Annotated in this window: 22 protein-coding genes; 4 read left to right on the top strand and 18 right to left on the bottom strand. The window is 65.1% G+C overall.

Annotation, left to right across the window (positions count from 1 at the left end; translation table 11 throughout):
• Positions 1 to 90: 90 nt before the first annotated feature.
• The 4 genes from IT347_11595 to IT347_11580 all read right to left on the bottom strand — a co-directional run bounded on the left by IT347_11595 (position 91) and on the right by IT347_11580 (position 1,941).
• On the bottom strand, positions 91 to 606 hold the full coding sequence (locus IT347_11595; GenBank protein MCC6350219.1) for a crossover junction endodeoxyribonuclease RuvC: 516 nt from the start codon (positions 604 to 606) through the stop codon (positions 91 to 93).
• Positions 593 to 1,123 (bottom strand): hypothetical protein, encoded by a 531-nt coding sequence (locus IT347_11590; GenBank protein MCC6350218.1) that lies wholly within the window; start codon positions 1,121 to 1,123, stop codon positions 593 to 595. Before IT347_11590 ends, IT347_11595 begins: the two co-directional genes overlap by 14 nt.
• A 12-nt stretch (positions 1,124 to 1,135) precedes the next feature.
• The gene (locus IT347_11585) at positions 1,136 to 1,402 is read right to left on the bottom strand and encodes a hypothetical protein (GenBank protein MCC6350217.1); all 267 of its coding nucleotides are present in this window, start codon (positions 1,400 to 1,402) and stop codon (positions 1,136 to 1,138) included.
• A gap of 260 nt (positions 1,403 to 1,662) precedes the next feature.
• A complete protein-coding gene (locus IT347_11580; GenBank protein MCC6350216.1) occupies positions 1,663 to 1,941 on the bottom strand; it encodes a helix-turn-helix transcriptional regulator in 279 nt (92 codons plus the stop codon).
• Positions 1,942 to 2,075: 134 nt separating this feature from the next.
• On the opposite strand from IT347_11580, the gene IT347_11575 reads away from it, so the two are divergent.
• The gene (locus IT347_11575) at positions 2,076 to 2,417 is read left to right on the top strand and encodes a hypothetical protein (protein MCC6350215.1); all 342 of its coding nucleotides are present in this window, start codon (positions 2,076 to 2,078) and stop codon (positions 2,415 to 2,417) included.
• On the opposite strand, the gene IT347_11570 is transcribed toward IT347_11575, so the two are convergent.
• The 9 genes from IT347_11570 to IT347_11530 all read right to left on the bottom strand — a co-directional run bounded on the left by IT347_11570 (position 2,394) and on the right by IT347_11530 (position 13,709).
• Entirely contained in the window at positions 2,394 to 3,350 is a 957-nt protein-coding gene (locus IT347_11570) for a hypothetical protein (protein ID MCC6350214.1), read from the bottom strand. The two genes, IT347_11575 and IT347_11570, sit on opposite strands and share 24 nt — an antisense overlap.
• A 455-nt stretch (positions 3,351 to 3,805) precedes the next feature.
• Positions 3,806 to 4,501, bottom strand: a complete 696-nt coding sequence (locus IT347_11565) for a hypothetical protein (GenBank protein MCC6350213.1) — start codon at positions 4,499 to 4,501, stop codon at positions 3,806 to 3,808.
• A gap of 73 nt (positions 4,502 to 4,574) precedes the next feature.
• Entirely contained in the window at positions 4,575 to 5,450 is an 876-nt protein-coding gene (locus tag IT347_11560) for an FRG domain-containing protein (GenBank protein MCC6350212.1), read from the bottom strand.
• Between the two features lie 12 nt (positions 5,451 to 5,462).
• Positions 5,463 to 5,939 (bottom strand): hypothetical protein, encoded by a 477-nt coding sequence (locus IT347_11555; GenBank protein ID MCC6350211.1) that lies wholly within the window; start codon positions 5,937 to 5,939, stop codon positions 5,463 to 5,465.
• 262 nt (positions 5,940 to 6,201) lie between these two features.
• Positions 6,202 to 8,436: a DEAD/DEAH box helicase gene (locus tag IT347_11550; GenBank protein ID MCC6350210.1), complete on the bottom strand. Its 2,235-nt coding sequence runs from the start codon at positions 8,434 to 8,436 to the stop codon at positions 6,202 to 6,204.
• The gene (locus IT347_11545; GenBank protein ID MCC6350209.1) at positions 8,408 to 9,757 is read right to left on the bottom strand and encodes an ATP-binding protein; all 1,350 of its coding nucleotides are present in this window, start codon (positions 9,755 to 9,757) and stop codon (positions 8,408 to 8,410) included. Before IT347_11545 ends, IT347_11550 begins: the two co-directional genes overlap by 29 nt.
• Positions 9,754 to 11,991 (bottom strand): TerB N-terminal domain-containing protein, encoded by a 2,238-nt coding sequence (locus IT347_11540; GenBank protein ID MCC6350208.1) that lies wholly within the window; start codon positions 11,989 to 11,991, stop codon positions 9,754 to 9,756. The genes IT347_11545 and IT347_11540 overlap by 4 nt, the downstream gene beginning before the upstream one ends.
• A 591-nt stretch (positions 11,992 to 12,582) precedes the next feature.
• Positions 12,583 to 13,212, bottom strand: a complete 630-nt coding sequence (locus IT347_11535) for a hypothetical protein (protein ID MCC6350207.1) — start codon at positions 13,210 to 13,212, stop codon at positions 12,583 to 12,585.
• 140 nt (positions 13,213 to 13,352) lie between these two features.
• Complete coding sequence (locus IT347_11530) at positions 13,353 to 13,709, bottom strand: DUF3024 domain-containing protein (protein ID MCC6350206.1); 357 nt, start codon at positions 13,707 to 13,709, stop codon at positions 13,353 to 13,355.
• A 116-nt stretch (positions 13,710 to 13,825) separates the two neighbouring features.
• Here IT347_11530 and IT347_11525 point away from each other — a divergent pair, with 116 nt between their 5' ends.
• The 3 genes from IT347_11525 (at position 13,826) to IT347_11515 (ending at position 18,424) form a co-directional block, all read left to right on the top strand.
• Positions 13,826 to 14,080, top strand: coding sequence for a hypothetical protein (locus IT347_11525; protein MCC6350205.1), 255 nt, complete (start codon positions 13,826 to 13,828; stop codon positions 14,078 to 14,080).
• A 47-nt stretch (positions 14,081 to 14,127) separates the two neighbouring features.
• Entirely contained in the window at positions 14,128 to 15,783 is a 1,656-nt protein-coding gene (locus tag IT347_11520; GenBank protein ID MCC6350204.1) for a recombinase family protein, read from the top strand.
• Between the two features lie 142 nt (positions 15,784 to 15,925).
• Positions 15,926 to 18,424: a hypothetical protein gene (locus IT347_11515; protein ID MCC6350203.1), complete on the top strand. Its 2,499-nt coding sequence runs from the start codon at positions 15,926 to 15,928 to the stop codon at positions 18,422 to 18,424.
• A gap of 34 nt (positions 18,425 to 18,458) precedes the next feature.
• On the opposite strand, the gene IT347_11510 is transcribed toward IT347_11515, so the two are convergent.
• The 5 genes from IT347_11510 to IT347_11490 all read right to left on the bottom strand — a co-directional run bounded on the left by IT347_11510 (position 18,459) and on the right by IT347_11490 (position 23,942).
• Positions 18,459 to 19,316: a hypothetical protein gene (locus IT347_11510; protein MCC6350202.1), complete on the bottom strand. Its 858-nt coding sequence runs from the start codon at positions 19,314 to 19,316 to the stop codon at positions 18,459 to 18,461.
• A 394-nt stretch (positions 19,317 to 19,710) separates the two neighbouring features.
• Entirely contained in the window at positions 19,711 to 20,523 is an 813-nt protein-coding gene (locus tag IT347_11505) for a DNA adenine methylase (GenBank protein MCC6350201.1), read from the bottom strand.
• Between the two features lie 41 nt (positions 20,524 to 20,564).
• Positions 20,565 to 22,013 carry a hypothetical protein gene (locus IT347_11500; GenBank protein ID MCC6350200.1) on the bottom strand — a complete coding sequence of 483 codons (1,449 nt, stop codon included), beginning with the start codon at positions 22,011 to 22,013 and terminating at the stop codon, positions 20,565 to 20,567.
• A 193-nt stretch (positions 22,014 to 22,206) separates the two neighbouring features.
• On the bottom strand, positions 22,207 to 23,679 hold the full coding sequence (locus tag IT347_11495) for a HEAT repeat domain-containing protein (GenBank protein ID MCC6350199.1): 1,473 nt from the start codon (positions 23,677 to 23,679) through the stop codon (positions 22,207 to 22,209).
• Complete coding sequence (locus IT347_11490; GenBank protein ID MCC6350198.1) at positions 23,679 to 23,942, bottom strand: helix-turn-helix transcriptional regulator; 264 nt, start codon at positions 23,940 to 23,942, stop codon at positions 23,679 to 23,681. Before IT347_11490 ends, IT347_11495 begins: the two co-directional genes overlap by 1 nt.
• Positions 23,943 to 23,978: the final 36 nt, after the last annotated feature.

Genomic DNA, 23,978 nt, shown 5'->3' with positions numbered 1-23,978 from the left:
CGAGGGCCGCCCGCCGTCTCCCCTTGCTCGGGAACGACGGCCGGGAGCGGTGGCGCCGGGGCAAGCCTGACGCGCCAGTTGCCAGCCGGATCACCGGCTGCGGGAGGGCGGTTGTGTCTGCGCCTGATGGCGGAGGGCGAGCGCCACGGCGTCGAACATGTTGAGCCAGAAACGCTCCTTCCACCGGCGGTCCTGCGTGAGGTAGACGCGGAGCTGCGGGAAGCGTTGGGCGACGGCGATCGCGACCTCGGGCTTCTTCGCCTTGCCGTTGCCGGCCACGTCCTTGCGCACGGCCTGCGGCGAGTAGGTGGCGAATGCGATGCGCCGCGTCCTCGCCAGTCTTCTTGCCGACAGCGTTAACCGGTGGAGATCGTCGAGCCACGGCACGGGGTGGCGGTAGGTCCGCTCGACCACGATCACCCTGGGCCGGTGGGCGGCGACGAGCGCGGCGATGCGTTGGCGGGCTTCCGCGAGTCGCCGTGCTTTCGGGACCAGTCGGAGCGCGATGACCCCGCCGGCGACGAGTCGACGGCCGGCGATCGCGGCGAATCCGAGTTCGCGGAGCCCGGGATCGAAGGCGAGGATGGTGCGGTCAGTGTGGGGCATGGGCGTGTTGCTTGAGCAGATAGAGAAAGAGCGCGGTGCGGGAGCGCCGGATTTGGTGCTCCGGCACGGCCAGCGCACCGGCGAGCGCTTTGCGGATCGCCGCGTCGGCGTGTTCCCCGAGCGCGGCCTCGAATGCGTCCCCGTTCGACGGATCACCCAGGGCCCGCTGGAGCTTGGCGGCCGTGAAGAAGCGCGTGGGCTTGGGCGCCGGCCGAGGTTCCTCCGGAACGGCCGCGTGCTTCACAGTGACGCGGACCTTTCCATTGAGCCGGGCGGCGTCGAGGTACCCGGCCTTGTTCAGGTGCCCGAGCCAGGAGCGCACGAACCCTTCCTCGACCCCCAGCTCGCCCGCGACCGCCGCGGGCTCGATCTCGAGCGTGTCAGCGCCGGCCGGCAGCCGGCCCAGCAGGTCGAGGTAGAGCCAGATCCCCATGCGCATGCGTCGCAGGTGGTAGGCCCGCGGATGGCGCAGGAGGCGGCGGTCGAGGGTGAACCGGATGGACGAGGGCGTGGGCATGGGGTGAGGAAGTCAGCGGCGGAGCCGGCCGAGGAGCGAGCGGAAGAGCGCGGCCCGCGAGACGCGGATCGCCCGCGTGGCCTGCACGCGCCTGAGGCACCGGCGGACAAGGTCGGGATCGGCCTGCGCGACGAGCTCGCGGAACTCCGCCGGGTCGGCCTCCGGGCCGAGCACGGCCAGGACGCGGCCCAGCAGCGCCCCTTCCCCCGCACCCCCATCCAGCTGCTGCTTGCTGTATTTATATATCCCTGCAGCAGCGCTGCTGACGGGTACATCCATGGGCACGAATCGCGGCATCGGTCCTGATTGCTGCGGATGCCGTGTCCGGGGAGGGCGCTCACCAGACCACGAAAGGAGCTTGCAGACAAGGAAGGGAAGCGGGGAGAGCACCCGGACGGCACCGGCACCTGCGAGCCGCGAGACCTCTTTGGCGATCGCCGACCGCCCGAGCCCGGTGGCCGCCCGGAGCCGTCGCTCGTGCGCGAGCACCAGGCCGCGGGGGTTGGCGTGCGTCGCGAGCGCGGCCAGAACTCCGGCGCTCACGGCCGTGCAGCGACCGGCGTGGCGTCCTCGCGTCGGCGGTAGAACTGCGGGTAGAGGGCCTCGGCCAGGGTGTTCAGCGCCTTGGCCAGGCCCAGGAGCGCCGGGCCTGCCGGGCAGGCGAGGCCCCGCTCCCACGTGGACACGGTGCTCGGGCGGATGCCGAGGAGCGCCGCCACGTCCCGCTGGGTGAGGTTCAGCCTGAGCCGGTACGCCCGGATCTCGTTCGGGGTCTTGGGTGGAACTCGGGGGAACCGCGGGGAGCGTTGCGGCGGCATAGCGCCATGATACTCACCCGAAGCGGCGCCGGACAGGGGGTGGAACTCACGCACTGGCGCGCATGGCTGTGGATAACCACTGCTTTACAGCACCGGCGGTCCTGATAAGGTGCCGTTTCATACGCCCACACCTTATGCACACCCCCCGCCTCAGCCGAAGATCCCTGCTGCTGCTCGACGCCCTGATCGAGCGCGGCGTTAGGGGCCGGACGGCCCTGCTGTACCTGCGCAAGTACGCGCAGGAGCGTCTCGCGCGCCAGATCGACTTCTACGACCACGAGGTCGGGTTCCGCGCGAAGCTCCCCGCCTGGGCGGCGACCCCGTGGCTCGCGCACCGGATCCGGCGGAACCCGCCGGCGCCGGCGGACTACCTGGCGACGAATCGGGCGTTGGCGAGCACGATCAGGCGCGTGCCGTACCGGCCGTCGAGGGCGCGTGGGCAGCCGACCGGCTCAGGGCTTGGACCAGCGTCGTGACGCCCGAAGCGCTTGTCTCAACGCAACGAGGGACGGCCTCACTTCGCGCGCGTACCACTCTCGGGCGGCGGGATTCTCCTGCGGGCAGAGCCTCCGGATTGTGAGCCACATCGCGTGAATCGCATGGTTGGCCGCGCTCTGCGTGATGTTCAGGACCTCGTTCGCCTGCCGGAGCGGGCGGACACCCACCCGCCCGTCCGGCATCGCGTCCACGTACTGCGACGGGTCCGCCGCGTGCACGAACTTGGACCAGTGCCGATACTGGAAACGGTAGTGCATCAGGAGTCCAACACGTTCGGCGAGTTCCTTGAGCGACCCGGGTCCATCGAAGAGGGCGTACCACGGCGGAGTTCCACGCCTGCCTGCGCGTCGCATACGCTCGAGCTCGGCCGCGCAGGGAGCAAAGCTCGGTTCGTCCCGCATGGCTCGGGCCATCTGCAGTTCTCTCGTCAGACGCTCCGGCTCGGGATTCCCGAGCAAGTCCTTGAACGGATCCTGCTGCCGTTCGCGCTCGAACTCGGAATGTAAGGCAGACCCCGGCACCCATCGTTCGAGTGAGCGCACGCGCTGCACTGCGTCCATGTACGACCACGCCAACGACCGACTGCGGAACGCGGCGTCATCCTGGTGGATGAAGGCGAGGGCCAGCAGGGCTTCGAAGCTCGCCCGCACCAAGGGCGCCGCTGGTACGACGCAGCTGTTCCTGACCAGCACTTCGACCGCGTCCGTCAACTCCAGCATGTGCCGGTAGAGCGCGAGGGGAGCGAAACTCGCCTCCGCGTCCTGCATCGTCGCGACCTGCGAGCGCTGCAGGATCTGCGTGCCGAAGTTGGTTATCTCGTGAATCAGCTGGGCCGCGCTCTCACTCGCCGGCTTTGAATGGCTGACGGCGATCTCGCGGTCGAGGATGTTGGGATGGGCGTCGGTCGGCACGGCGTCGCTCCGTGGAATGCGGTATCTGCACGTTTGGCTCTCAGTCCGCGAGTGGGAGCGCCGATCGGGCGCGTTGGTGACATCGGCCTACGGAACACTCGCTCACGCTCTACATCCCTCGATGCGGCGGGCGGGCAACTCACTTGTGCGACTTCGGATTGCGTGGGGTCACGGTGGCACTCGCCGCAATGGTCCGCGTGGGCATGATTGCGCTGGTGGCTACGGTCGCATGCCAGCTAACGAAGCTGATCGACCGCATCCTCCAAGTCGCGAAGCGCACGCTTGAGTCTCTCGATCCCCTCCTGCACGTAGATGTCCTGCTTCAGCGTCCGACCGTCCTCAAGCCGCTTGAACGCCCTACGAACGTCGTCGAACGCGTCTCGCACTGCTTGTGCCTCTCTGCTAGTTGGCTGCACTTGCCGTCCTCCGCCCTCTGAACTTGGCCGCCTGCGGCATCACCGCCTCGTTCGTGAGCCTCGCATGGCGCTGCCTGGTCTCGATGCTCGCGCAGCCGGGGAGCCGAACCGATCATGTCCGAGCCACTTCAGGAGGAGGCCATCGATCTGGGATCCGAAGTCATTGCGGCGAGCGCGGGCGAGGCGTTCCTCGTCACTCCCGCGACCGTAGACGATCCCGTGGGCCTGTCTTGTGATCTCGTCGACCGTGATTCCCGCTCGGGCCGCGCCCTCCACGGTCCACGCGACGTCGCGGTCAATGAAGTGACCGAACTTCGAGTAGGCCTCGAACAGCAACTCGGCGATCAGCCGCATGTATTCGCGAGCGGCACTCGCGAGGTCGCTCGTTGGGGCGGGAGCATCCGGCTCGCCGTACATGTGGAATGCAAACAGCTCGTCGGTTGCCGTGTCGTCATCGAAGAGCCAGCGATACGCCGGGTTCGAACCACGCTTCTGCGTTTCGTTCCGAAGTCCTTGGAAGTACCTGGCTGCGGGGTTGTCACGAAACCGCCGCTGCCAAGGCTCATACCACTCATCGAAACCGGGGATACCAGTCATCGCCCACTTAACGCAGAAGGTGACGCTCCGAGCGGCCGACGCGAATGCGCTGAGGAAGAAGCGACGCTCTTGAGTGCTCTCCTTTGGGGACGCGAACCTCTCGAAGAAGAAGTCGGCCTCTTGGAACTTCTCGTCCACGACATGGAACTTCTGAACTCGCCCATCTCGGTACTTCATTGGTCAGGCCTCGGTCCTCCGTCCACGGGACGGATTACTGCTTCCGCTCGTGGGGTGCGCACATGGTCGGGCAGCGCGGGAATAGTGCACCTGCGGTCTCGGCAGCTCCGGCAGCATCGGGATACAAAGCCCCGCGCCAGATCCCGTGCTTTTCGAGTAGCTGGCGCAACACATCCGGCTTTTGCTGGGCTGGTAGCACGAACCGCTTGCAGTGAGAGTCGTCGCCGAGAAGTCGGGCGATGTGGACTGCGTGGTCCTGGCCGAAGCGCGCGGTCATGGAATAGGCACCGCTTTGGGCAACCTGCCGTGGGAAAGCGTTGAGCTGTGGTGCCAACAGGTGATCGTAGAAAACGCAGATGAACCAGTCGGGCGGCTCCTCCGCGAGAAACGCGGTGAGGTGTGCCTGGAACGTCTGCCCGTCACCGTCGACCGTGCACTCTGGCCACTTCTGCCACTGTTTATGCCCTTCGGGTTCGTAAAGAGGTTCATCGAACGCCCAAACCTCGCCGTCAGCATCCAGGTTCGAGCATGCCGCGAAGAACGCAGCGACGTGGGGTGATCGCGACCAGTCGAGCAGCCGCGTGCGGGTGCCGTAGTGACGCAGGACCGCGAGGGCAATGATGTCGTCCACGCGCGCGACTTCTTCTCCGGGGTGGCCGAACACCTTCGCGGCGGAGCGGAAGGTGTCGATGCTCTGACGCTCGAGAGCGAGCTTCTGGACGCGCTCGAACTTCTCCATCGGGCAGCGGTCGATCGAGGGGAAGATGGTGCCGTGCGGTCGCGACTGCCCTCGGAACAGCCAGCGCCTTCCGCGAAGTTCGAGTAGTGCGGAAAGCAGTGCTTCAGCAGACTCGACGGGTGTCGAATCCCAACCGTCCACGCTGGCCAAATTCAACTTGTCTGTCGACACTCTCGCCCTCGGTCACTTCCGGCGCCGACCGCCCGTCCCGCCGATCATTCCCTCGACTTCGCTCCGGATCAGCTCCGGCAGCATCCGGGCGATCTCCGCCCGCAGCGCCTGCCGAACCTGTCCAGCGAGGTCAGGCCCACGAAGGAGACCTGCGCCCGCCCCGGGCCGTCCCGACTTCGCCGGCTTCCGGCCGCGCCGCCCCTTCAACCCGACCTTCTTCCGCCACGAGTAGTACGTCACCGGCTTCACGCCGAAGCGCTTCTGGACCTGCAGCGCGGTCAGCCCTTCGCGTTCCGCCGTCGCCAGGATGCGCTGCCGCTCGCCGGCGCTGGACTGCTTGCGGCGGGCTCGCTTGGCTGTTGCCTTCCTCGACGCCTTCTTCGGCGCTGGCTTCTTGCGTGCATCTGCCGGAGCCGCCTTGCGACCCGAACGCTTCGCCGAGTTGGTGGACGTCGACTTCGCCGCTTCCTGCGTGGCTTCCGTGGCCATGGGTGTTTCCTCCGGGGGATTGGATGTGGCCCGTGTCGGACGATAGGTCATCATAGGAGACACGTCTAGCATCGACGGCGCTGCGGCCCGACTCAGCCTGTGGCGGACTCACACGTCCCGTACCGGGGCGATCGGACTCACGTAGGGGCTGGTACCTTCACCGGGGGCACGTCGGTGAATCGAGCGGAAGTGTGGGCAACGTGTGGTTGGGTCGCGGCCTGCGAGCCGACGGCATCTCGGGCGCTACGCGTCGCCTGCCCCGTCAGGGTGCGTAATGCGTGAGATGATCGATCACCCGCCGGGCGGCGGGGACATCGAGTTTGCTACTCGCGTGGTCGAGCGCCAGCAGTTCGTCCCCGAGAAACGGGTGGTACTTCTCGGAGCGCTTATTCACCACGGCTCTTGCCAGTAATTGCGGATCTGCAATCGTAGTTGTGCGTGCGAGCTTCCGCACAAGCTCATCTCTGCCAATCCCGCTGACGATCACGGCAATGCCATCGCGAGCAACCGGCAGCTGAAGCTTTCGGAGCATGACGACGATCGTATTGACGACGATGTCGTCGGCCCACGGGAAGAACGCCACGTTGCTCTCGTACTCTACGAAGCTCGTGCGGTCGAGCTTGTAGCGCAGAAACGCCGCTCGCCCTTCCCGCAGCAGCTCTGCCGCGCTCGGGTCGAGAAAGGTCGGCGTGTCGCTCGAGGAGTAGATGGCCTTCATCTCTTCGCGAATGCGTCCGTGCACTTCCACGCCGGACCCGGTGAACTGCGGGGCACGGCCCGCCGGGGCCGGGGCGAGCTCGATGACCTTCCGCTCGATGTCGATGTGTACGACATGCCAGCGACGGCCGGCGAAGATGACGTAGCTCTCCTCGGTAAGCGGATGCGAGATCGGAATGCTACCGAGCGCCTTGCCACCCGATTCGAGCCGGTACTCCTCCTCGGTCACGAATGCGGAGTAGAAGCTGTAGTGGTTGACTAGCTGTTCGCCACGCCCACCCAGCAGTAGCGTGTGGTCGGTGGCCTGGACGATCAGATCGTGCTGTCCAAGGTCCCGCAGGAGCGCGGCGAAGGTCGCCTGGTCCACTCTTCGAAAAGCACCGTCACGGCACAGGATCCGCCAGGCGTCGGCGGCCCCGCACCCGCCGTACTGAGCAATCAGGGACAAGACCTGCTGGACAAGCGTGGAGAGGTGGAGGGCGCCGATGCTCGGCGGTTCGCACCATCCCGCCACGAGCAGTCGGACCATGGCCACGGCCTGCACGAGTTCCGTGCGGAGCTGATCCTGGGGCGGGCTGTCCGGGGACAGCTTCGGCTCCTCGACATAGATGCGCATGACCGAGGGCTGGCCGCGCCGGCCCGATCGGCCAAGCCGTTGGCGCAACGCCGCCACCGACGGCGGCACACCCACCTGGGCGATCATCTCCACCGTGCCGATGTCGATGCCCATCTCGAGGGTGGTCGTGCACACCACCGAGGCTGGGATGGCCGGGTCCTTGAGGGCGGTTTCGGCGTGGTCGCGTAACTCCCGCGCCAGGCTGCCGTGGTGCGGCCAGAATTCGTTCGGCACGTGTGCCGCCTCGCTCAGCCGGCGCAGGCGGTCCGCGAGCACCTCCACGCGGCGACGGCTGTTGGCGAAGATGAGGTTGTCCGAGCCGCGCAGCTTGCCGAACAAATGCTCCGCCACCCTATCGACGCCGGCGGCTTCGACAAGGTCGATGGGGAACCCCTCGGGCTGCCCGCTTGGATCGGATGGATCCACGCGATAGCCACGAATCTGGAGCCTGACCTCGTGATCGCGCTCGCTTGAAACGAGTGTCTCGCAGGGCAGCTCTCGACCCGGCCGGAGGAATGCGGCTGCCAGATGCATGTCGCCGAGCGTGGCGCTCAGGCCAACGCGCGGGACGCGGCGACGCAGCACCAGCTCAAGCCGCGACAGCAGAGACTGGAGTTGCTGCCCGCGCTCGCTGCCGATGAAGGCATGGAGTTCGTCAACGATCACACGCTCGAGGCCCGCAAAGAGCGCGGGCAGGGCCGTGCCGCGAAGCACGAACAGCGCTTCGAGGGACTCCGGCGTAATGAATAGTATCCCCGTCGGGTCCGCGAGCAGGCGACGCTTGGCGGTCGAGGCGACGTCGCCGTGCCAGCGGTGCACCGGGACCTGGAGCCGTTCGCACAGCAGCTCGAGACGTCCGAACTGGTCGTTGATGAGGGCCTTGAGCGGACTGACGCAGAGCACTCGCACGCCGGCGCGGTCGGCGGTCGTCAGCACGCGAGAGAGGAGCGGCAGGAAGGCGGCCTCGGTCTTGCCTCCAGCCGTGGCCGCGGCGATCAGGACGTCGCAGTCGCCACGTAGGATCGGAGCAACGGCTCGCTCTTGAATCTCCCGAAGATCCGTCCAGCCCTGGTCCCAGACCCAACGCTGGATGAGCGGATGGAGCCGGCCAAAGGCGGACGACGGCCTTTCGCCCTCAGAGCTTGAAGGAGGCGAGGTCGTCATCGCCGTCGGCCGGACTGCCCGTGATGGGGCTCGGGGCCTCGTCAGCCGTCTCGTCCTCAAGCGGTGCCAGGTCCGGGTTCGACTCCGGCTGTACTTCGATCCCACCGAGGAGCTGCTGCCAGGAAGCGGCGGGGTTCTGCTCCAGAATCGCGAGGAGGTTGATGAACGCCGTCACGGTGTTTCGTGGCGTGCGGAAATACGCGTCGCCGATCCGCTGGGAGCAGTGAAGCATAAACGCCTTGATGGCTTCGTCGGGTACGGCGTAGCTGGCTGGATCGCCCGCCGCGTAGACGTGCCGCAGTTTGGTCAGCAGCACGTAGAGGTCCTCCGGACTGAGGTTCGCCAGACGCATGACCGGTCCCGAATAATCGATCAGCCCATTCGTCGCGAAGCGGTTCTCGCCCAGCCGGGACTGCAGGGCCGGGTAGCTATAGAGCCCGCGCCGCGGATCAAGCAGGAACTCTGGCGTGCCGCCCAGCAGCACGCCCATGCCTTCCGCCGATCCCTGCAGCGAGTCGTTGAGGATGCGCAGGATCTGTTCGTAGTTGGTGTTCCGGGCGCGCGTGTTGGCCAGCTTGTAGAGGTTGACGAGCTCATCCCAGCACACGAGGAGCCCGGCAAACCCGGCCAGCCGAACGAAGCGAGCCAGGAGCTTGAGTTGATCGTAGACGGTGGCGTCATCGACGATCGTACGCACGCCGAGCGCCGCGCGCGCATCCGTGCGCGTACTGAACTCGCCGCGCAACCATCGAATGGCATCCGCCTGTAGGGCCTCGTTCCCGCTGTCGTGACCCGACCAGTATGCGGCGATGACGTTGGCGAAGTCGTAGCCATTGACCATCTCGGACAGCGAGGCCAGGCGTTCCCGGATGACGGCCTCCGGCTTCACACCTTGCGTCGTCGCTCGCTCAATCGCCGAGGCGACGAAGCGTTCAACCACGGCCGGCAAGGCCCCGCCTTCCGGCTTGGAGCGGGTCGCGAAGTTGCGGACCAATTCCTGGTAGAGCGCACGGGCCTGTCCGCCGGTCGCGTGGAGACGCCGATCAGGCGTCAGATCCGCCTGGGCGGCGACGAACTTCTTTTCGAGCGCGATCGTCCGCACCAAGCTCAGGAAGAAAGTCTTGCCCGACCCGAACTCACCAATGACGAAGCGAATGGCGGAACCACCATCGGAGAGGCGGTCGAGGTCGTCGATCAGGGCGGTCACTTCGCTCGCACGTCCGACCTGGATGTGCTGCAAGCCCAGGCGCGGCACGACGCCTGCCCGCAACGACTGCAGGATGGCATCACGCTCACGCGGTCGGATGGACCCATTCGTCACGCCAAGCACTCCTTCGCCACGCTCAGGTCGAGTTCGAGCGGGTCATCCCCCTCGATGAGCGCGCTGCCGCACCGCTCGAAAGCGGCATCGTTGAGCACCTCGACGGCCGCATCCGGCAACAGCTGATGTTGCCCAGCCAGACCTTCGAACTCGTCGCGGCTCCACGTGTTCCGCTGAATAAGCGCCACAAGCAGCGCAGTGTACGCTGGTGAGAGGCCACTCGGCGAGGTCGAATCAGCCTGGGGTATCGGGGCCGAGCTGGCCGCATCATCGGTGAAGATCTCACTCAAGACCGCTGCCACCGAAGCGGACTGGGCGATCTTCGCCGCCACGGCGTCCATGTCCAGGGCGAGCCCACTCCTTGGTGCGGGAGGCGGCGGAACTGCAAACCCTCTGCTCAGTGCACCTGGCAGCACGACAGGCAGCGGTTCCGACCGCGGCCCCTCGGTCGTCACCGAATGCAGACGCGCGTAGACCTCCTCCTCGGGAATCCCTAGCAACGCGAAAATCTTCCCGATGGTCTTCACCTCGGCTGGCGCGATCCGATCGTCTGCCCCAGCGATGCTGACCACAAAGTCGGCGACGAGAGCGCGCTGCCCAGCGTCCAATGTTTCGAGCCGCTTCTTGAGGCCAGTCAGTCGCGGATCAGAACGCATCAGCCAGGCGAGGTGGACGGACAGCCGTCGCCGTTCGGCATCAGTGAGCGCCAGGCTCTGCTCAACATGCGTTTCGAGCTGATCGCGTTCGTGTTCGGAGATCGATCCGTCGGAGGCCGAGACGGCGACCGCGAGTTGCAGCAGGATGGTCGCGGCGGCGTATCCGGCGCTCGGTGCGGCCGGTGCGTCGGGCTCGAGTTGGAACAGCGCGACGTGGTCGCCTGCGGCGAGGACACTGCCGCCGAATCGGACGTCCGGCTCGAGGCCGTATCCTCCCTTCTGTAGGAGCTGCGCCAGCAGCACGGCCTCGGCCTTGGCGAGCTTCTCGCCCCACAGCGATGCGCACCGCTCAAGCAAGTCTCTGCCGTCGCAGAAGCCAACCGGAGTTCCCGCTAGCAGATCCCCAATCCACCGCCACAGCTCCCGCGCCTCGGCGCCATCGTGGGTTGCCACCAGTTCCGCCGGCAGGAGCGCCACGGCGGCCAGGGTCTTCGGCGCGTCAGGATTGCGGCCAACCCAACGGCTGTATGCTTCAAGGTCAGCTTCGCAGGCCTCGCCCAGCTTCCGGAGCTTGCTCAGCGGTGAGTCGAGACGCGCAATGTCCGGGAGATCGAACGCGATGGTGATCGGTCCACCGAAGGAAGCGCTGGCCGGTTGCACGCTCGCCACGAGTTTCGATCGGGGCACCTTGACGATCAATCCGGCTCCGAACTCGTGGGCGTAGCGGGCAGCGAAGAGCGCCTGGAACTCGGCGGCGCACCGCCGCGACGGCGTCCGCAGGACGGCCTCCGGGTGATGCAGCAACCAGGCTAGCGCCCACCTCGCCGGGATGGGTCGCTCGGCGGCGATGATCCTGCCGAGACCGACACGGAGCGAGAGTGGCATCTCGTAGCTTCGTCCGGCGGTCGGCGGCGCAAGTTCCCGGTCGCCGGCCAGGGTCACGTCCAGCACATTGAGGAGCTGGGCGGCATAGCGCTCGAACGAACGGTTGGAGCCGTAGACCGCGAGAAGTTCAGCCACTTCCTGTCGGATCGCCGGCAGATCGACCTTCGCCTCATCGGACCGCGAGGCATCGAGCAGTACTCGTCGTTCGAGTCCATAGAAGAACAGGAAGACATATCCGATACCGAAGTCCGGGACACGGCGTCCGCCTGCTAGCCACTCCAGGAATGCCGCCCGGGATTGCGGCGTGAGTCCGTCATAGGTCGGCCAGTACGGCATGCCCGCGCCGATACGATCCGGAGCTGCGCGATCGACCGGACGCGTCGGGTCAACGAGCGCAGGTTCGAGTCCATATCCACTGACCTGCTGCAGGTCCTCACCGACGTACACGAGTCCGCCGGGCAGGAGATAGCCCTGAACTTCTGTCGAGATCCCCGCCGGGATCCAGCGGGCCGGTTTGCGGACCCGCGCAGGGGCGGCCGGAGCAAGCCGCGAGCCCGTGGCAGCGAGCTCGACCGCATGCTCACGCGGCGTGGCTTCCAGGTCATCCTCCGCATTGCCACGCCGAGACTCGCGAACGACCATCGCGACGAACCAGGCTGCAGAAGCGACGCCGAGCAGAACAAGTAGTTCCATCAGCACTCACCCGATCTGATGGGGCCGCTCACTCTCCCCACTTCCTTTGCCCAAGGGTCCGAAGTTGCGGTGATGGGCTCATCTTCTGGCGACGCGACGGAGTGCCCGGGCACGACGACGTAGGGAATGGGCCGACAGAACGACATCGAGGCAGGTTGCGACCTCCTAGCGGACGATTGCGATTGGGGGTGTGAACACGCGTGATTGCACGCTTGCGCGAGCTTGGTCGCCCATGCCGCCCGCGAGCACGGACGCAGTGCTCCGCGCCGACCTCTTGCTCACCTTCCGTCACGAGTAGCACGTCACAGGCTTGACGCCGAAGCGCTCCTAGACGCCGAGGGCGATGAGGCCTTCGCGCGGAGCGACGGCGAGGAGCCGCTGACGCTCGGCGGGCGAGGTTTGCTTCCGGGGCTTCATGTTTCGCTACTTCGCCGGCGTACGCTTCCCTGCCACCGTCTTCGCCCGTGCGGGTGTCTTGCTCGCTCCCTGTTTCGCTCCCTGCGTGCTCACTCTTTTCGCCTCCTCTCCCGGCTGTTCAGAGCTGCCAGATCACCTTTGGCGACTGCGACACCTCCTTGCCCGGCCCCGCGATCACTGCTGCGGCGGAGCGGGGTGCTGAGTCTTCCGAGCGGCCACCATCCAGACGATCAGCCCGCCGATGAGGCCGCCGAGCACGAGCACCACCAGCAGCCCGATGAGCAACGTGTTCGATTCATCCCGCTGCGCCCGTTCAAGCTCCGCCTTGTTGGCCGCCTTGGCGGCCGCGACCTCCTCCGGCGAAGGGGCCTGCACCCAGCGCAAACGCACCTGCCCGGACACAGTCTTCGGGGTCATGGAGGAGAACAGATTCGACAACACCAACCGGTAGCTTCCCGGACCGGGCAAGGCCACATCAAGATCGGCCACCGTCACCTGCCCGGAGTTGAAGAGGGGTCGGACCTCATGCCCGTTCTTCCAGTTCATGAAGTCCGCATCCGACATGACCAGCACGACGATGTCATTGCCCGAGCCGCCCATGGCCGTCAACCGACCGGAGAGCGTGGGCGAGGTCATTCGGTCCGAGTCGATGCTCACCTCGTAGTACGTCGAGCTGAGCGCTTCGACCGCTGCCGAGCCCGTGAAGACCGTCCGGCTCATAGGCGTGGGCTGCGGCATCGGGACGGCATGCGCAGCGGCCGAGGTCAGCATGATCGAGGCGAGGACCGCTGCATAGAGCTTCACGGCCAACCTCCGGGTAGGGACCCAGCACGAGAATGCGAGGACCTTCTGCCTGAGGCCCTACCCTACCGCGACTTGTGATTCCGTCCAAGCCGCATGGTCGATCCCGGTGCGAACGGCCGACTCGTCTTCATACCCGCCTGCTACCCCCAGAAGATCCCGGTCGGATCGCGGCGGACTTCGGCGAACAGTACGGCGAGTCGCTTCACGGGCCTCGCCGGAGGGTAGCGATGCCACCGGATGTTTCGGTCCCGGTAGTAGAGTTGCCAGAGCTCGTACTTGGCTATGAAGCGGAATCTCGCCACCGGAGACTCGGTGCGGTCGATCTCGGCACGGAAGGCCGAACGCAGCTCGACGAGCGTCACAGCGTTGCCCTCGATGCGCACGGCGTACTCGAGTTCCGGCCGTACGTGGGGCGGCGGCTCGCCGCGACAGAACTCGCGGAGCACGGCTTCGACTTCACGCGCCTGCGCCTCCGACAGCATGTTCAGACCGTACACGCTCCGGCGACGATGCCCAGGCGGTCGGGAGACGTGCGCGCCCGTCCACAGGGCTGCCGTGGTTCCGTGCTTCCCACCCCCTGCACATGGGGCGATCAAGCGGCCATGCTGAGGGCATGGCCGATTCCGTCGCCTTCGATCACGCACCTGAACCGCCCCTGGTCAGGCGTTTTGGCGCCGGCCTGAGCGAAGCCGAGGTGCGCCGCTTCCAGACGATTCTCGAGCGCGAATGCGGCGTCAGCCTGTCGCTGCCCGAAGCATGGGGCCGCGCAATCGCCCTGCTCGCGCTCGTCGAGATGCTCCTGCAGGGACACGGCGCGATGCCGGCGGCCGGCGAGTCGTTCGCAGAGTTCGCGCATCCTCGCTCTTGACCGGAGCGCCGTCTTGAGGAATTGCTGAATGGCAACCTCACCGCCACATGTCCACCCACGTCATCTACGCCCGCAAGTCCACGGAGTCTGACGACCGCCAAGTCCTCTCGATCGACTCTCAGGTCCAGGAACTCCAGGTCCTGGCGCTGCGCCGCGGGCTCGATGTCCGGGAAGTCCTGACCGAGGCCCGCTCGGCCAAGGCGCCCGGTCGGCCCATCTTCGGCTCGCTCATGAAGCGGGTCCTGAAGGGCGAGATCGCGGGCGTGCTGTGCTGGAAGATGGACCGCCTCGCCCGGAACCACTTCGACCACGGCACCGTCCTTCAGGCGCTAGCCGACGGCAAGCTCACGCGCGTCATCACTCCCGAGCGCGAGTACACCGCCGATGGGAACGACCGCTTCCTCGGAAACTTCGAGCTTGGCATCGCGACCAAGTTCATCGATGACCTCCGCGCGAACGTCCGGCGCGGCAACCGAGCCCGCTTCCAGCAGGGCTGGCCCAACTTCCGCCCGCCGATCGGCTACCGCGAGGACCGCTCCAAGTCGACGACGGTGGTCGTGAAGGACCCGGACCGGTTCCCGATCGTCCGCGAGATGTGGGATCGGCTCCTCTCCCGCCGGATGAACCCGATGGAGATCGCCCGCTGGGCCGAGGATCACGGCCTCCGCACTCGCAAGACCGCTCGCCTCGGCGGTAAGCCGCTCTGCTTCCAGGCGGTCTTCAAGCTCTTCGCCAACCCTTACTACATGGGCCTGATTCGGTTGAGGAACGGGGAGGCGTACCGCGGAGCTCACCCGCCGATGGTGACGCCCGAGGAGTTCGAACAGGCGCAGGCGATCCTCGGCCGCCCGACCCGGACGCACTTCGTCCACCACGTCTTCGCGTACGCGGGCCTGCTCACCTGCGGCCTGTGTGGTCGAAAGCTCAATCCGGAAGAGCACGTCAAGCGCTCGGGGAGGCGCTTCGTCTACTACCGCTGCCGGGGACGCACGGGTGGGGAACCGTGCCCGAACCCGTGCCTGCCGGAAGCCGCACTCGAGCGACAGTTGGAAGCCGACCTGCGGCGGCTGACGCTCCCGCCGGCTGCACTCGACTGGATCAAGGACAACATCCGACCCAAGCTCGACGCCACGATCAATGAACGCACCGCCCAGCGCAGCGAGATGGAGAAATCCCTTGCCGATGCGGTCCGGGAATCCGACGCGCTCCTGACCCTGAAGCTCCGCGGTCAGGTCGATGACGCGACGTTTGAGCGCCGGCGCCTCGGCTTGCTGGACCGTCAGGCCACGCTGCGCCTCCGGCTCGACCAGCCCGCCCCGACGCCGGAGCAACTCCTGAAGCGCGTCGAAGGCGCGCTGAACTTCAGCGCTTCGCTCCTGCAGGCCTTCCGGGAAGGGGACGCGGTTCGCCGCCGGCAGATCTTCCACGCCATCTGCGCGAACCCGACCGTCCGGGACCGAAAAGCGCTCTACAAAGCGAACGAACCCTGGTCGTTCTTCGAGAACGCAGGACTCACTCGCTCTTGGTGCACCGTGGTGGAGCGATTGCGAACTTGGATCGAGGCGCACGACTTCCAGATTCCGCCGATCTTCGCGGAGATCGACCCGACGGAAGAGAAGCTACGGAGGACCGGGACGCTCACCCGGTGGGCGAGGAGAAGCCGCGAGAAGGCTATTGTGCCACGATGCGCGGAAGTTGGATAGGGAGACGGACTAGCGCTATAGCGGCAGTCTCTCCGGCGACGAGCTCAGGCCCGTGAGTGGCGATTGCCTCACGCGGATTCCTCGAGCTTCCCGAACGACAGCGCCTCTGGACAGACGAGACGATTGGTGGTGTGCTTCCAGCATGACAGTTGACGCGCCACAACCCAACAAAGAGGCCAAGGACTACATCCCCAAGACGAAGAATGGCACCTGGCCAGCCGTGCTCGCAGACGCTGTGCGAGACGGCGCACCTGCACACCAGAAGGCATTTGACCATTGGTGCGCGACTGTGCCATTGGCGAAGCTCGGGCTTGCACAGCCAACGCTTTCGCCTGTCAGCACGACCAGACCCTCGACTGCTGTTCCCAGCGGCGCGCCGAACTGCATCCTCCAGATCGTCGCATGCGACAACATCCGCGCCCTCGGCGACTACCCGGAGGCGATTCCCCTCTCGCCCTGGCTGACCGTCTTCTACGGCAGGAACGGCTCCGGAAAGTCCAGCCTCGCCAGCGCAATGGCCGTCCTTGGCAGCGCCATCGAGCATGGCGACGTTCCCGGCCGCGCAAACGAAGATCCGAAGCAGGACCGCTTCGCCTTGACTCGTCAGGCGAAGTTCCGCATCTGCCGGCTCGCTGACGTGCGCGCGAATCCAATCAACTTCGCAGGCGGCGACGACGCCTCATGGTCATCGGATGCTGCCCCAGCGACACCCGTAGCACTTCGACTCTTCGATAAGGATACCGTCGACAAGTACGGCGTGCAGCTCACGCTTGAGGCCCCCCAGCACTTGGGGCTGGACCTATTCGATGTCGGAACGGCTGCACTACGATCATTTGAAGGCGGCCTCGCTGCAGTCCGAACAGCCGCCACGGCTGGACGCGACGCGCTGTTCGATCTTGAGGACGTGCCACGAGCAGAAGCTGCTGTCGCCGACATCGGAGACGTCGCGACCGTGGATGCGCTGGCACTCGCAAAGCAGCGGGACGAACTCAAACAACAGCTAACCCGCCTCGATCAGGCCGAGGCGTCTGCTACCACTGCGCGAAAGCGCATCATGGAACTCGAAGCCGAATCGAAGTCCTTGGCGCTGCTTGGCGATGAGACGCACAGCGGTGCGGCTCTCACGGCAGCATCGAAGGAGTTGGACGACCTCAGGCAGGCTGAACGGGCGGGCCTTCGCGGATTGCTCGATGCGCGGCCGCTTGAACTCAAGGACACCTCGGCGTGGCGGGCCCTCGTTGTGGCAGGCGAGTCCGTCATCACCGCGGAGCGGTCGGCAGACTACCCAAGCGGCTCAGACAGCTGCATCTACTGCGGCCAGAGTCTCTCCGAGGCGGCGGTCGCGTTCTTGAAGAGTGTTCGACAGGAGGTCGGTGGCGCTCGCACCACGCGCATGTCAGCCCTGGCAACCCAGATCGACGAAGCGCATGGGGCCCTTCGCTCATTGTCTGACCGCCTTGGGCTAGATCCTGCACTCATCGAGGAAGCAACGTGGCCAAATGAGCTTCCATCTCGTGAACGCATTGACTCCAGCAAAGCTGACGTAGCCCGAGAACTCGAGGGCGAGCGCCAGACCCTGGCCTCACTTGCCACACCTGAATCGCGTTCTGCGGCCCGAGCGAAGCTGGCGCCGTTATTAACGACGGCCGAGCGTCGGTGCTTCGCAAAGGAGAACACGGAGAAGCTCGTTCAACTTTCGGGGCTGAAGGCGATCCTAGAATCCGTTCGCACAGCCCTGGCGGAGGTGGAAACTCAGAAACGCGGCTGGAGTACCGCGAGGACCGAGGCAATGAATGCCCTTGGCCTCGCTGCCTTCAGGGAACGCTTCGATTCAGAGTGTTCACGCCTCCGCCTGCGTCTTCCTCTCCGGCTCAAAGCCGCCTCGCCATCGGGCGTGACGGAGAGGCGCTACGCGGTCCATGGGCGAGAACCTCGCAAGACCCTCAGCGAGAGCGAACTTGCTACCTGGGCGCTCGCTGATTGCTTGTCCGAACTTTCTCACCGTGGCACGGGTGAGGTGCTCCTCGTCGATGATCCCTTCAGCAGCATGGACACGGAGCGCATTGCGCAAGTCGCCGATAGGGTCCTCGATGAGACCGAATACCGTCAGGTGATTGTGTTTACACACAACAAGCATGTCTTCCAGTGCCTGGTCGAAGCCGCCAAGAACCACCCGCAGTTCAGGGGCATGGCGGGCCGTGGCCCTATGTACTACATGGTGGAGTCGTTCAAGGGCACCTCCGGCATCGTGTCCCCTTACTCCGTGAAGGACACCGCGAATGACCTGCTCGATCGCGTTCAAGCGATGCTGGGAACAGGCTCGCTGGACCAGCATTCGGTCGAGCTATGCTTTCTCCTGACCCGGCGTGCGATTGAGGTCTTGATCGACAAGCGCATCCTGCATGGCGTGCGGACGCTCTTCGATCCCGAAGCTCTCCACACCGATTGGGCTGGGCTGAAGAAGATCCGGACCGTGCCACCCGAGCTGATCGATGCGCTGCAAGACCTGCATTCAGGAATCAGTCGGCTTGGTGGTTTGCACAATACGGGGACATTCCATCTGATGTGCCCGATCTCCGAAGACGTCGCCTACTACCATGATGAGGTGAAGCGGCTCCTCGCGGCAGTTGAAGCACTATAGGTGTGCGCGCTACTGCTCGATCGACCGAAGCTCGCTACACCCTGCCGTCCGTTTCCTCTTTCTTCCGAATGAGCCTCACAACAGCGTGGATCGTGGCGAGGTAGTAGTAGAAGAGCCAACTGTACCAGATGGCACGGTCGTACCCGACCTTCTGCAGGGCATTGTGGTGGCGCACGCCGAAGTTGTTTGCGAGGTTGAACAGATCATTCTCGTCCCTTGAGGCGAGAATACCCTTCAGCTTCGGTCGCAAGTACTCGAGTACGTCGGCGAGGTCTCGGATTGCGTCACGTCGCTCATCCAGCGACGCCTTGTATCGGCGGAACCTTCTGCGCGCCGCGTCCACACGCGCCTCGATGTTCTCGGGGTCAGCGACCGGGAGTGCAGCTTCCATGAGCGCCTCGAATCCTGCATCGGGAAGTCCAAGCACCTCCCCGTCGACCGAGAGCTCGAAACCGTCGGCGTAACGCCTGAGGATCCGATTCATCTTCTCTCGAAACTCGGCCCGCCCCTCGCTGCGGTCGAACGAGGTGCAGTGCCAGCCGCAGTCATTGAAGGAGTGGTAGTGCCGATCAACCGGCTTGGAAACGTGCTCGTAGAGGAACTCGACCACGTCGAAGAGGTCATCCTCGCGGTAGTGGTCGACCTGGGTGCGGACAGGCAAGAGATCCGACTTCCGCAATTCAAGGAGTACGTAGCCTTCGACATCCTTGCCCACAGTCCCTGGAACTGAACCCGCGTCCACACACTCGTAGCCGAGGGCCTCCTGGAAGTAGCCCTCATCTTCGAGTGTCTGGTGGATGCCGCCGAACACGCGGAGTGTGGTCGGCAAGTCAAGCGCTCCACCGCTGAGGTTCTTCCCTGTTCTGACGGAATAGTAGGGCTTGTCACGCATGGATCAGGTCCTTCGTGTCGCTCTCGAAAGCAATGGGCGCATGATGTGGGTTGGTGATGAGCGAAGAATAGCAGCCCGGCTGGCGCCGTAAAGGCCGAGGGCGGAGTTCCTGATGACAGCTAGAGTCGTCGAACGATTCTCAAGCAGTCCTCGAAGATCCCCGGGAGCCTCGCCGTTCCACCGGCCACATGGTCGGCCCTCGCGTGATCCACGTGGTCCGGAGCAGGTCGATCGTCTGCACGGACGCTCGCACCTGTGGCAGCTCCGGCACCTCGGCCGCCACGGCGTCGAACAATCTCGTGAGTTGCCCAAGGCCGGTGTACGACAGAAACGACGTCGGCCGGAGCTTGGCGAGGACACGGCCGAGTGAATGGCCGCGCCACCAAGGCGCCGTTCACCAAGCGATCGTTTCCGATGCCTGCTTACGCGGAAGGCGAAGCCACTTCGGCGTGATGAGTAGCTCCCGACCGCTACGACGCTCCGTCGCCGTGTACCTCAACGAGAAAGGCCGGACGGTAGCCCAGCCGCGATAGAGACGACGGATCGCGTCGCAGTCGTCGTATGTCACGACCCACGCCACGTTCTTCCTACTCTTGAGCCATTGCGCCAGTGACTCATGGTAGGCGTCACTGAGCGCGTTCAGGTAGAGAGTCCTCCCCTTCTCGTAGTACGGCGGATCGATGAACAGCATCGTAGATGATTGGTCGAGCCGAGATAGGAACTCTAGACCATCCAGGCCGGATACATGGATGCGACTTCGGTACTCGACGAGCTTCTTACAGCGATCGAGCAGCGTGTCCTTGTTGTACCGTGCCGATAGTCGCCAGGGTCCGGCTTGGTCAATCCCACCGATCGGACCGCCGTTCGCGATGATCCCGGACCGGTTGCATCTGTTCAGGTAGAAGGTTGCGAAGCCCTTACGCAGCCGGGACTGCCGCGTCGCTTGTCGGTAGATGATGCGCTGTCTTCGCCACTCGGTCATGTTGACGCGAGTGCTCTTGAGCGTCTGCTGGAACTCGCGAGGGCGATTCAGAACTGACCACCAGAATGCGTGGATCGAGTCGTCAGCGTCGTTGATGAAGATCTCCGGCGTTTCCTCTTGATAGAGGAGGGTCAGGGAAGCACCCGCGCCGCCGCCAAAAGGCTCGGCAAGGGATAGCGCCCCCAGACCATTGAGTCGGCGGATCCCACCTAGGAGGCCGGCCATCGCTGACTTGCCGCCTGGATATCGTAGGGGGCTACTCGTCTTCACGGCTTCGCGCTCTTTACGTCGTCTTCGAGCATGAGCCTGAATAGCGCCTGTGTTCGCATCCAGAACTGCCAGATATCGCGCTCGCTCGGCACGTCGGTGTCGTGCACGAACGAATGGAGCTCGCTGATGGAGAATGCCGCGGCCGGGTTGTAGGTGAGTGCCTTTTCGACCTTCAGCGCCTCTCCTGCCGGGAGCTTTGCCTTGGCGATTCGGATGATCTCCGGGAGCATTTGCTTCATCGTTGGAGTGCCGTACCGCAGAGCGTTCATCTCCCGAAGCCTCTTGACCAGCGAGTCCATTTCGCCAGTGCGCTTCAAGTAGTCCGTGACCGATAGCTCGAGGAACACGCGCAGGAGCACCGCCCCGGCGTTGGGGAACTTGCTCCGATCGAGCTTGACGAGCTCGCTGCGGATGTCGATCAGACGGGGATTGTTGATTCGCACGCGCAGGTCACGCGGCAATACATAGGGGGTTACTTGCTTCGTGCGACTCGTCGGAGTGGCGGCGGCGGTTCGTCTCGGCGAGGAAGCGACTGAGCGACCCTGAATGATATCTGCGGGAACAAAGGCCCCCTGCTTTGCCGCCGGCAGTTCACCCGGCTTCCACGACTCAAAGTAGTCGCGGATGTTGTCGGCGCTATTGAGTGTGCGTGACGATTGCTTACCAAGCGCAACGTCTGTCACCAACCTCGTGAACGCGCGCTGGAACTCCGACCTTGACGTCGTCCCCCGAATCCCATGATCCAGATCGGGCTGCACGCGCAAGTACTCCCGGCCGACGGAGGAGTCGAAGACACGTTCAAGTGTGGTGAAGACCTTGGCCCTCGGACTCTCAAGCTTGGCTTTGACTTCGTCGGAGAGTTCGAGCGACCGCGCCATCTCCGCGATCGCCCTCGTCTGTCGCGCGTTCTGTATGTCTGAGGACGTAAAGCCGAGTTCGTCCTTGAGCTGATCGTTCGAGTACCCCTCCTCAAGCTTGTCGAGAATAAAGCTCGCCCGGTTCTCAGCTTGCCACGCAAGCACCGGCGTTCCGATGTGTCGCCCTGCAATCTGCCGATCTGTTGCGCGCCGGTTGGGGGCAATCGTGACCGGCACGGTAAGGATGGACTGCGGATCGGTAAGCTTGCGAGCGACACGTTCAACCTGGCGAGACGAGGACCCGGTGAGAAGTCCCGGTTCGCGAAGCGCCTTCAGGGCCGCAAGCCGTCGATTGCCCTCGACGACCACCAGCCGACCGTCCTCTTTGACCGCAAGCAAGGGCTCGTTCGGAAAGAACCCCCGAGTCGCTATGCTGTCAGCCACCTCGAGTGCTTTGTCGTGGTCAAACAGGTACTGAATGATCTCGCGGGGAGCGCTCGCAAGCGTCTCGCGGCCGAGCCGAGGGTTCTTCTTGTCCAAGTGAAGGCTTGCGACGGGGAAGCGTTTGGTGGACCAGCTGCTGCTCATCGACTTCGCCCTCCTTGGAGAAATGCCCATGTGCCCACGAGGCGCGCCGACTCCAAGACCCTCGAAGACGGAAACTGAGCAGTGGTGTGATGAGGGCGAGGCGGCCTAAATGGCATACTGGACGCATGATAGCACGGCCGCAGTTCGTCGACGAGGCCGACGGGCCTCGTGGAGCAAGACGCATTGGTGGTGCTCAGATGGCCTGAAAGATCTCTTGCTGAGCCAAGTCCTGCAGTACCCGCACACCTTCAGGAGCCGACGACCAGTTGCTGCCTGGCCAAAGGTTCCACCAAGGAGCGACGAGTTGACCTATCTCGGGGTACGCCTCGAGGCGCGGGCTGATCTCCGCGGGAGAGCGACGGCCCAGAATGGAGACGACCCAGCCCCGCACGGTGGGATCCTGGCTGGCTTCCAACAGCGGCCCGACCACGTCCGTTCCGTCACGGGTCAGCACCCAAGCAGCACTGGCCACGGCACGCGTATCGCCGGAGGCCAGAACAGCGATCAGCCGAGCGCGAATCGAGGAGGACAGCGGTGCACCAAGCGCGACGGCAGCGTGTCCGGCCACGCTGTCGGAAGGATCGCTGAGGTACGGAACAATCACATCGCCGGCTCCGCACAGGCCGAGGGACCAGATAATCGCGGCACGAAGCTCCTCCTCGGTGCCCACCACTAGTCGGCCCAGCATCGTTTCGAGCAGGCTCTTGGCGGCCGTCGTGCGTACCTCGCCAACGAGCAGCACACTCTCCATGCGGAGGTCGGGCCGCTCGGGCGCATCGAAATGCACCAGCACTGCATCGGCAGCACCCGGATGACTCAACCGCAGCAAGCTGCCAGCGGCTTCCAGTCGAACGCGCTGATCGGGATCGGTGTGGGCGATGGTAAGCAATGCGTCGGCCGCATCGGCTCGCTGCAGAAGTCCGGCCGCCTTGACGGCCGAGAAGCGATTCATGGTGTCGTTCTCGGTCAGCCCGCGCACGGGATCCCAGGCGCCGCCGCTGCAATCAAGCGACGCTGGTCGAGCCGGGGCGCCGGCTAGGAACTGCACCTCGCCTTGGATGCGCTCGCCGACACCGACGTAGGGAGTCAGCAGCTCAGCCCCACGACGACGCAACTGGAACGTCTGTTGTCGGCCAGTGTCGAGCCGGAGAGAGATCTTCTCGTCCCCGACGAACAGCACATGGCCGCTCGAGGAAGGGACAATCGCGGGCCATGTCCGATCTCGCTCGGCCCCTTCTCCCGCTGATTTCGGAGGTCCGAGCCGCGAACGGTCGACGCAGGCCCGCAGCTGCCCCACCTCGAAGCCAGCGATCTGCTCGGCGGGAGTTGGCGGCGTGGCTTGGCCGTCACAGCGCACGAAGATGACCACGTCCTCGTCGCGGAGCCCGGCATCCCACTCGCGACCGGCCACGGTCGGGCTGTCGCTCATCTTGATTTCGAGCTTCGTCTTCGCGCGAACTTCGAACCGCCGACCGCAACGCAGGCAAGAGAGGTCCGGCATGCGCAGGCGCTTGATCTTCGTCTGCCAGATCTTGTTGCAGGTGGCGTAGCGCTCGAGCTCGCGGACGTCGTGGCCGCGCTGGTTGAGAAGCTCGACGGCCCGGTGAGCGCTGGCCGCGCCCATCGTGACGTAGCGGATGAAGCTCTCGCTGGCCTTCAGCGCCACTACCGCGTCTCCTTCCGCCCGATCGGCGCCAAGAGATCCCTGGCGTCGACGCCGAGGGCCGCGGCAATGCGGTAGATGTTGGCCACAGTGAGGTTCCGCTCACCCCGCTCGATGGAACTCAGATAGGTCCGGTGGAGTCCGGCCAGCGAAGCCAAGGATTCCTGTGACAGCCCGGCGCTAACGCGCAGGCGGCGGATATTGTGGCCAACAAGGACTTGCGGGGTGGTAGGGGAACCCGATCGCGGCAGGGGGCTTCGCGGCATGGTTGCACGGTAGGTGCTTGACACACATACGTCTAC

It is taken from the genome of Candidatus Eisenbacteria bacterium, from assembly GCA_020847735.1.
Lineage (GTDB): Bacteria > Eisenbacteria > RBG-16-71-46 > RBG-16-71-46 > RBG-16-71-46 > CAIXRL01.
This window is presented reverse-complemented; position numbering and strand designations above follow the sequence as displayed.

What these genes read in the sequence shown, in the direction of transcription:
- IT347_11595 (MCC6350219.1), bottom strand. Translation starts at nt 606, where the DNA reads ATGCCCCACACTGACCGCACCATCCTCGCCTTCGATCCCGGGCTCCGC.
- IT347_11590 (MCC6350218.1), bottom strand. Translation starts at nt 1,123, where the DNA reads ATGCCCACGCCCTCGTCCATCCGGTTCACCCTCGACCGCCGCCTCCTG.
- IT347_11585 (MCC6350217.1), bottom strand. Translation starts at nt 1,402, where the DNA reads ATGGATGTACCCGTCAGCAGCGCTGCTGCAGGGATATATAAATACAGC.
- IT347_11580 (MCC6350216.1), bottom strand. Translation starts at nt 1,941, where the DNA reads ATGCCGCCGCAACGCTCCCCGCGGTTCCCCCGAGTTCCACCCAAGACC.
- IT347_11575 (MCC6350215.1), top strand. Translation starts at nt 2,076, where the DNA reads ATGCACACCCCCCGCCTCAGCCGAAGATCCCTGCTGCTGCTCGACGCC.
- IT347_11555 (MCC6350211.1), bottom strand. Translation starts at nt 5,939, where the DNA reads ATGGCCACGGAAGCCACGCAGGAAGCGGCGAAGTCGACGTCCACCAAC.
- IT347_11550 (MCC6350210.1), bottom strand. Translation starts at nt 8,436, where the DNA reads ATGACGACCTCGCCTCCTTCAAGCTCTGAGGGCGAAAGGCCGTCGTCC.
- IT347_11540 (MCC6350208.1), bottom strand. Translation starts at nt 11,991, where the DNA reads ATGGAACTACTTGTTCTGCTCGGCGTCGCTTCTGCAGCCTGGTTCGTC.
- IT347_11525 (MCC6350205.1), top strand. Translation starts at nt 13,826, where the DNA reads ATGGCCGATTCCGTCGCCTTCGATCACGCACCTGAACCGCCCCTGGTC.
- IT347_11520 (MCC6350204.1), top strand. Translation starts at nt 14,128, where the DNA reads ATGTCCACCCACGTCATCTACGCCCGCAAGTCCACGGAGTCTGACGAC.
- IT347_11515 (MCC6350203.1), top strand. Translation starts at nt 15,926, where the DNA reads ATGACAGTTGACGCGCCACAACCCAACAAAGAGGCCAAGGACTACATC.
- IT347_11510 (MCC6350202.1), bottom strand. Translation starts at nt 19,316, where the DNA reads ATGCGTGACAAGCCCTACTATTCCGTCAGAACAGGGAAGAACCTCAGC.
- IT347_11505 (MCC6350201.1), bottom strand. Translation starts at nt 20,523, where the DNA reads ATGGCCGGCCTCCTAGGTGGGATCCGCCGACTCAATGGTCTGGGGGCG.
- IT347_11500 (MCC6350200.1), bottom strand. Translation starts at nt 22,013, where the DNA reads ATGAGCAGCAGCTGGTCCACCAAACGCTTCCCCGTCGCAAGCCTTCAC.
- IT347_11490 (MCC6350198.1), bottom strand. Translation starts at nt 23,942, where the DNA reads ATGCCGCGAAGCCCCCTGCCGCGATCGGGTTCCCCTACCACCCCGCAA.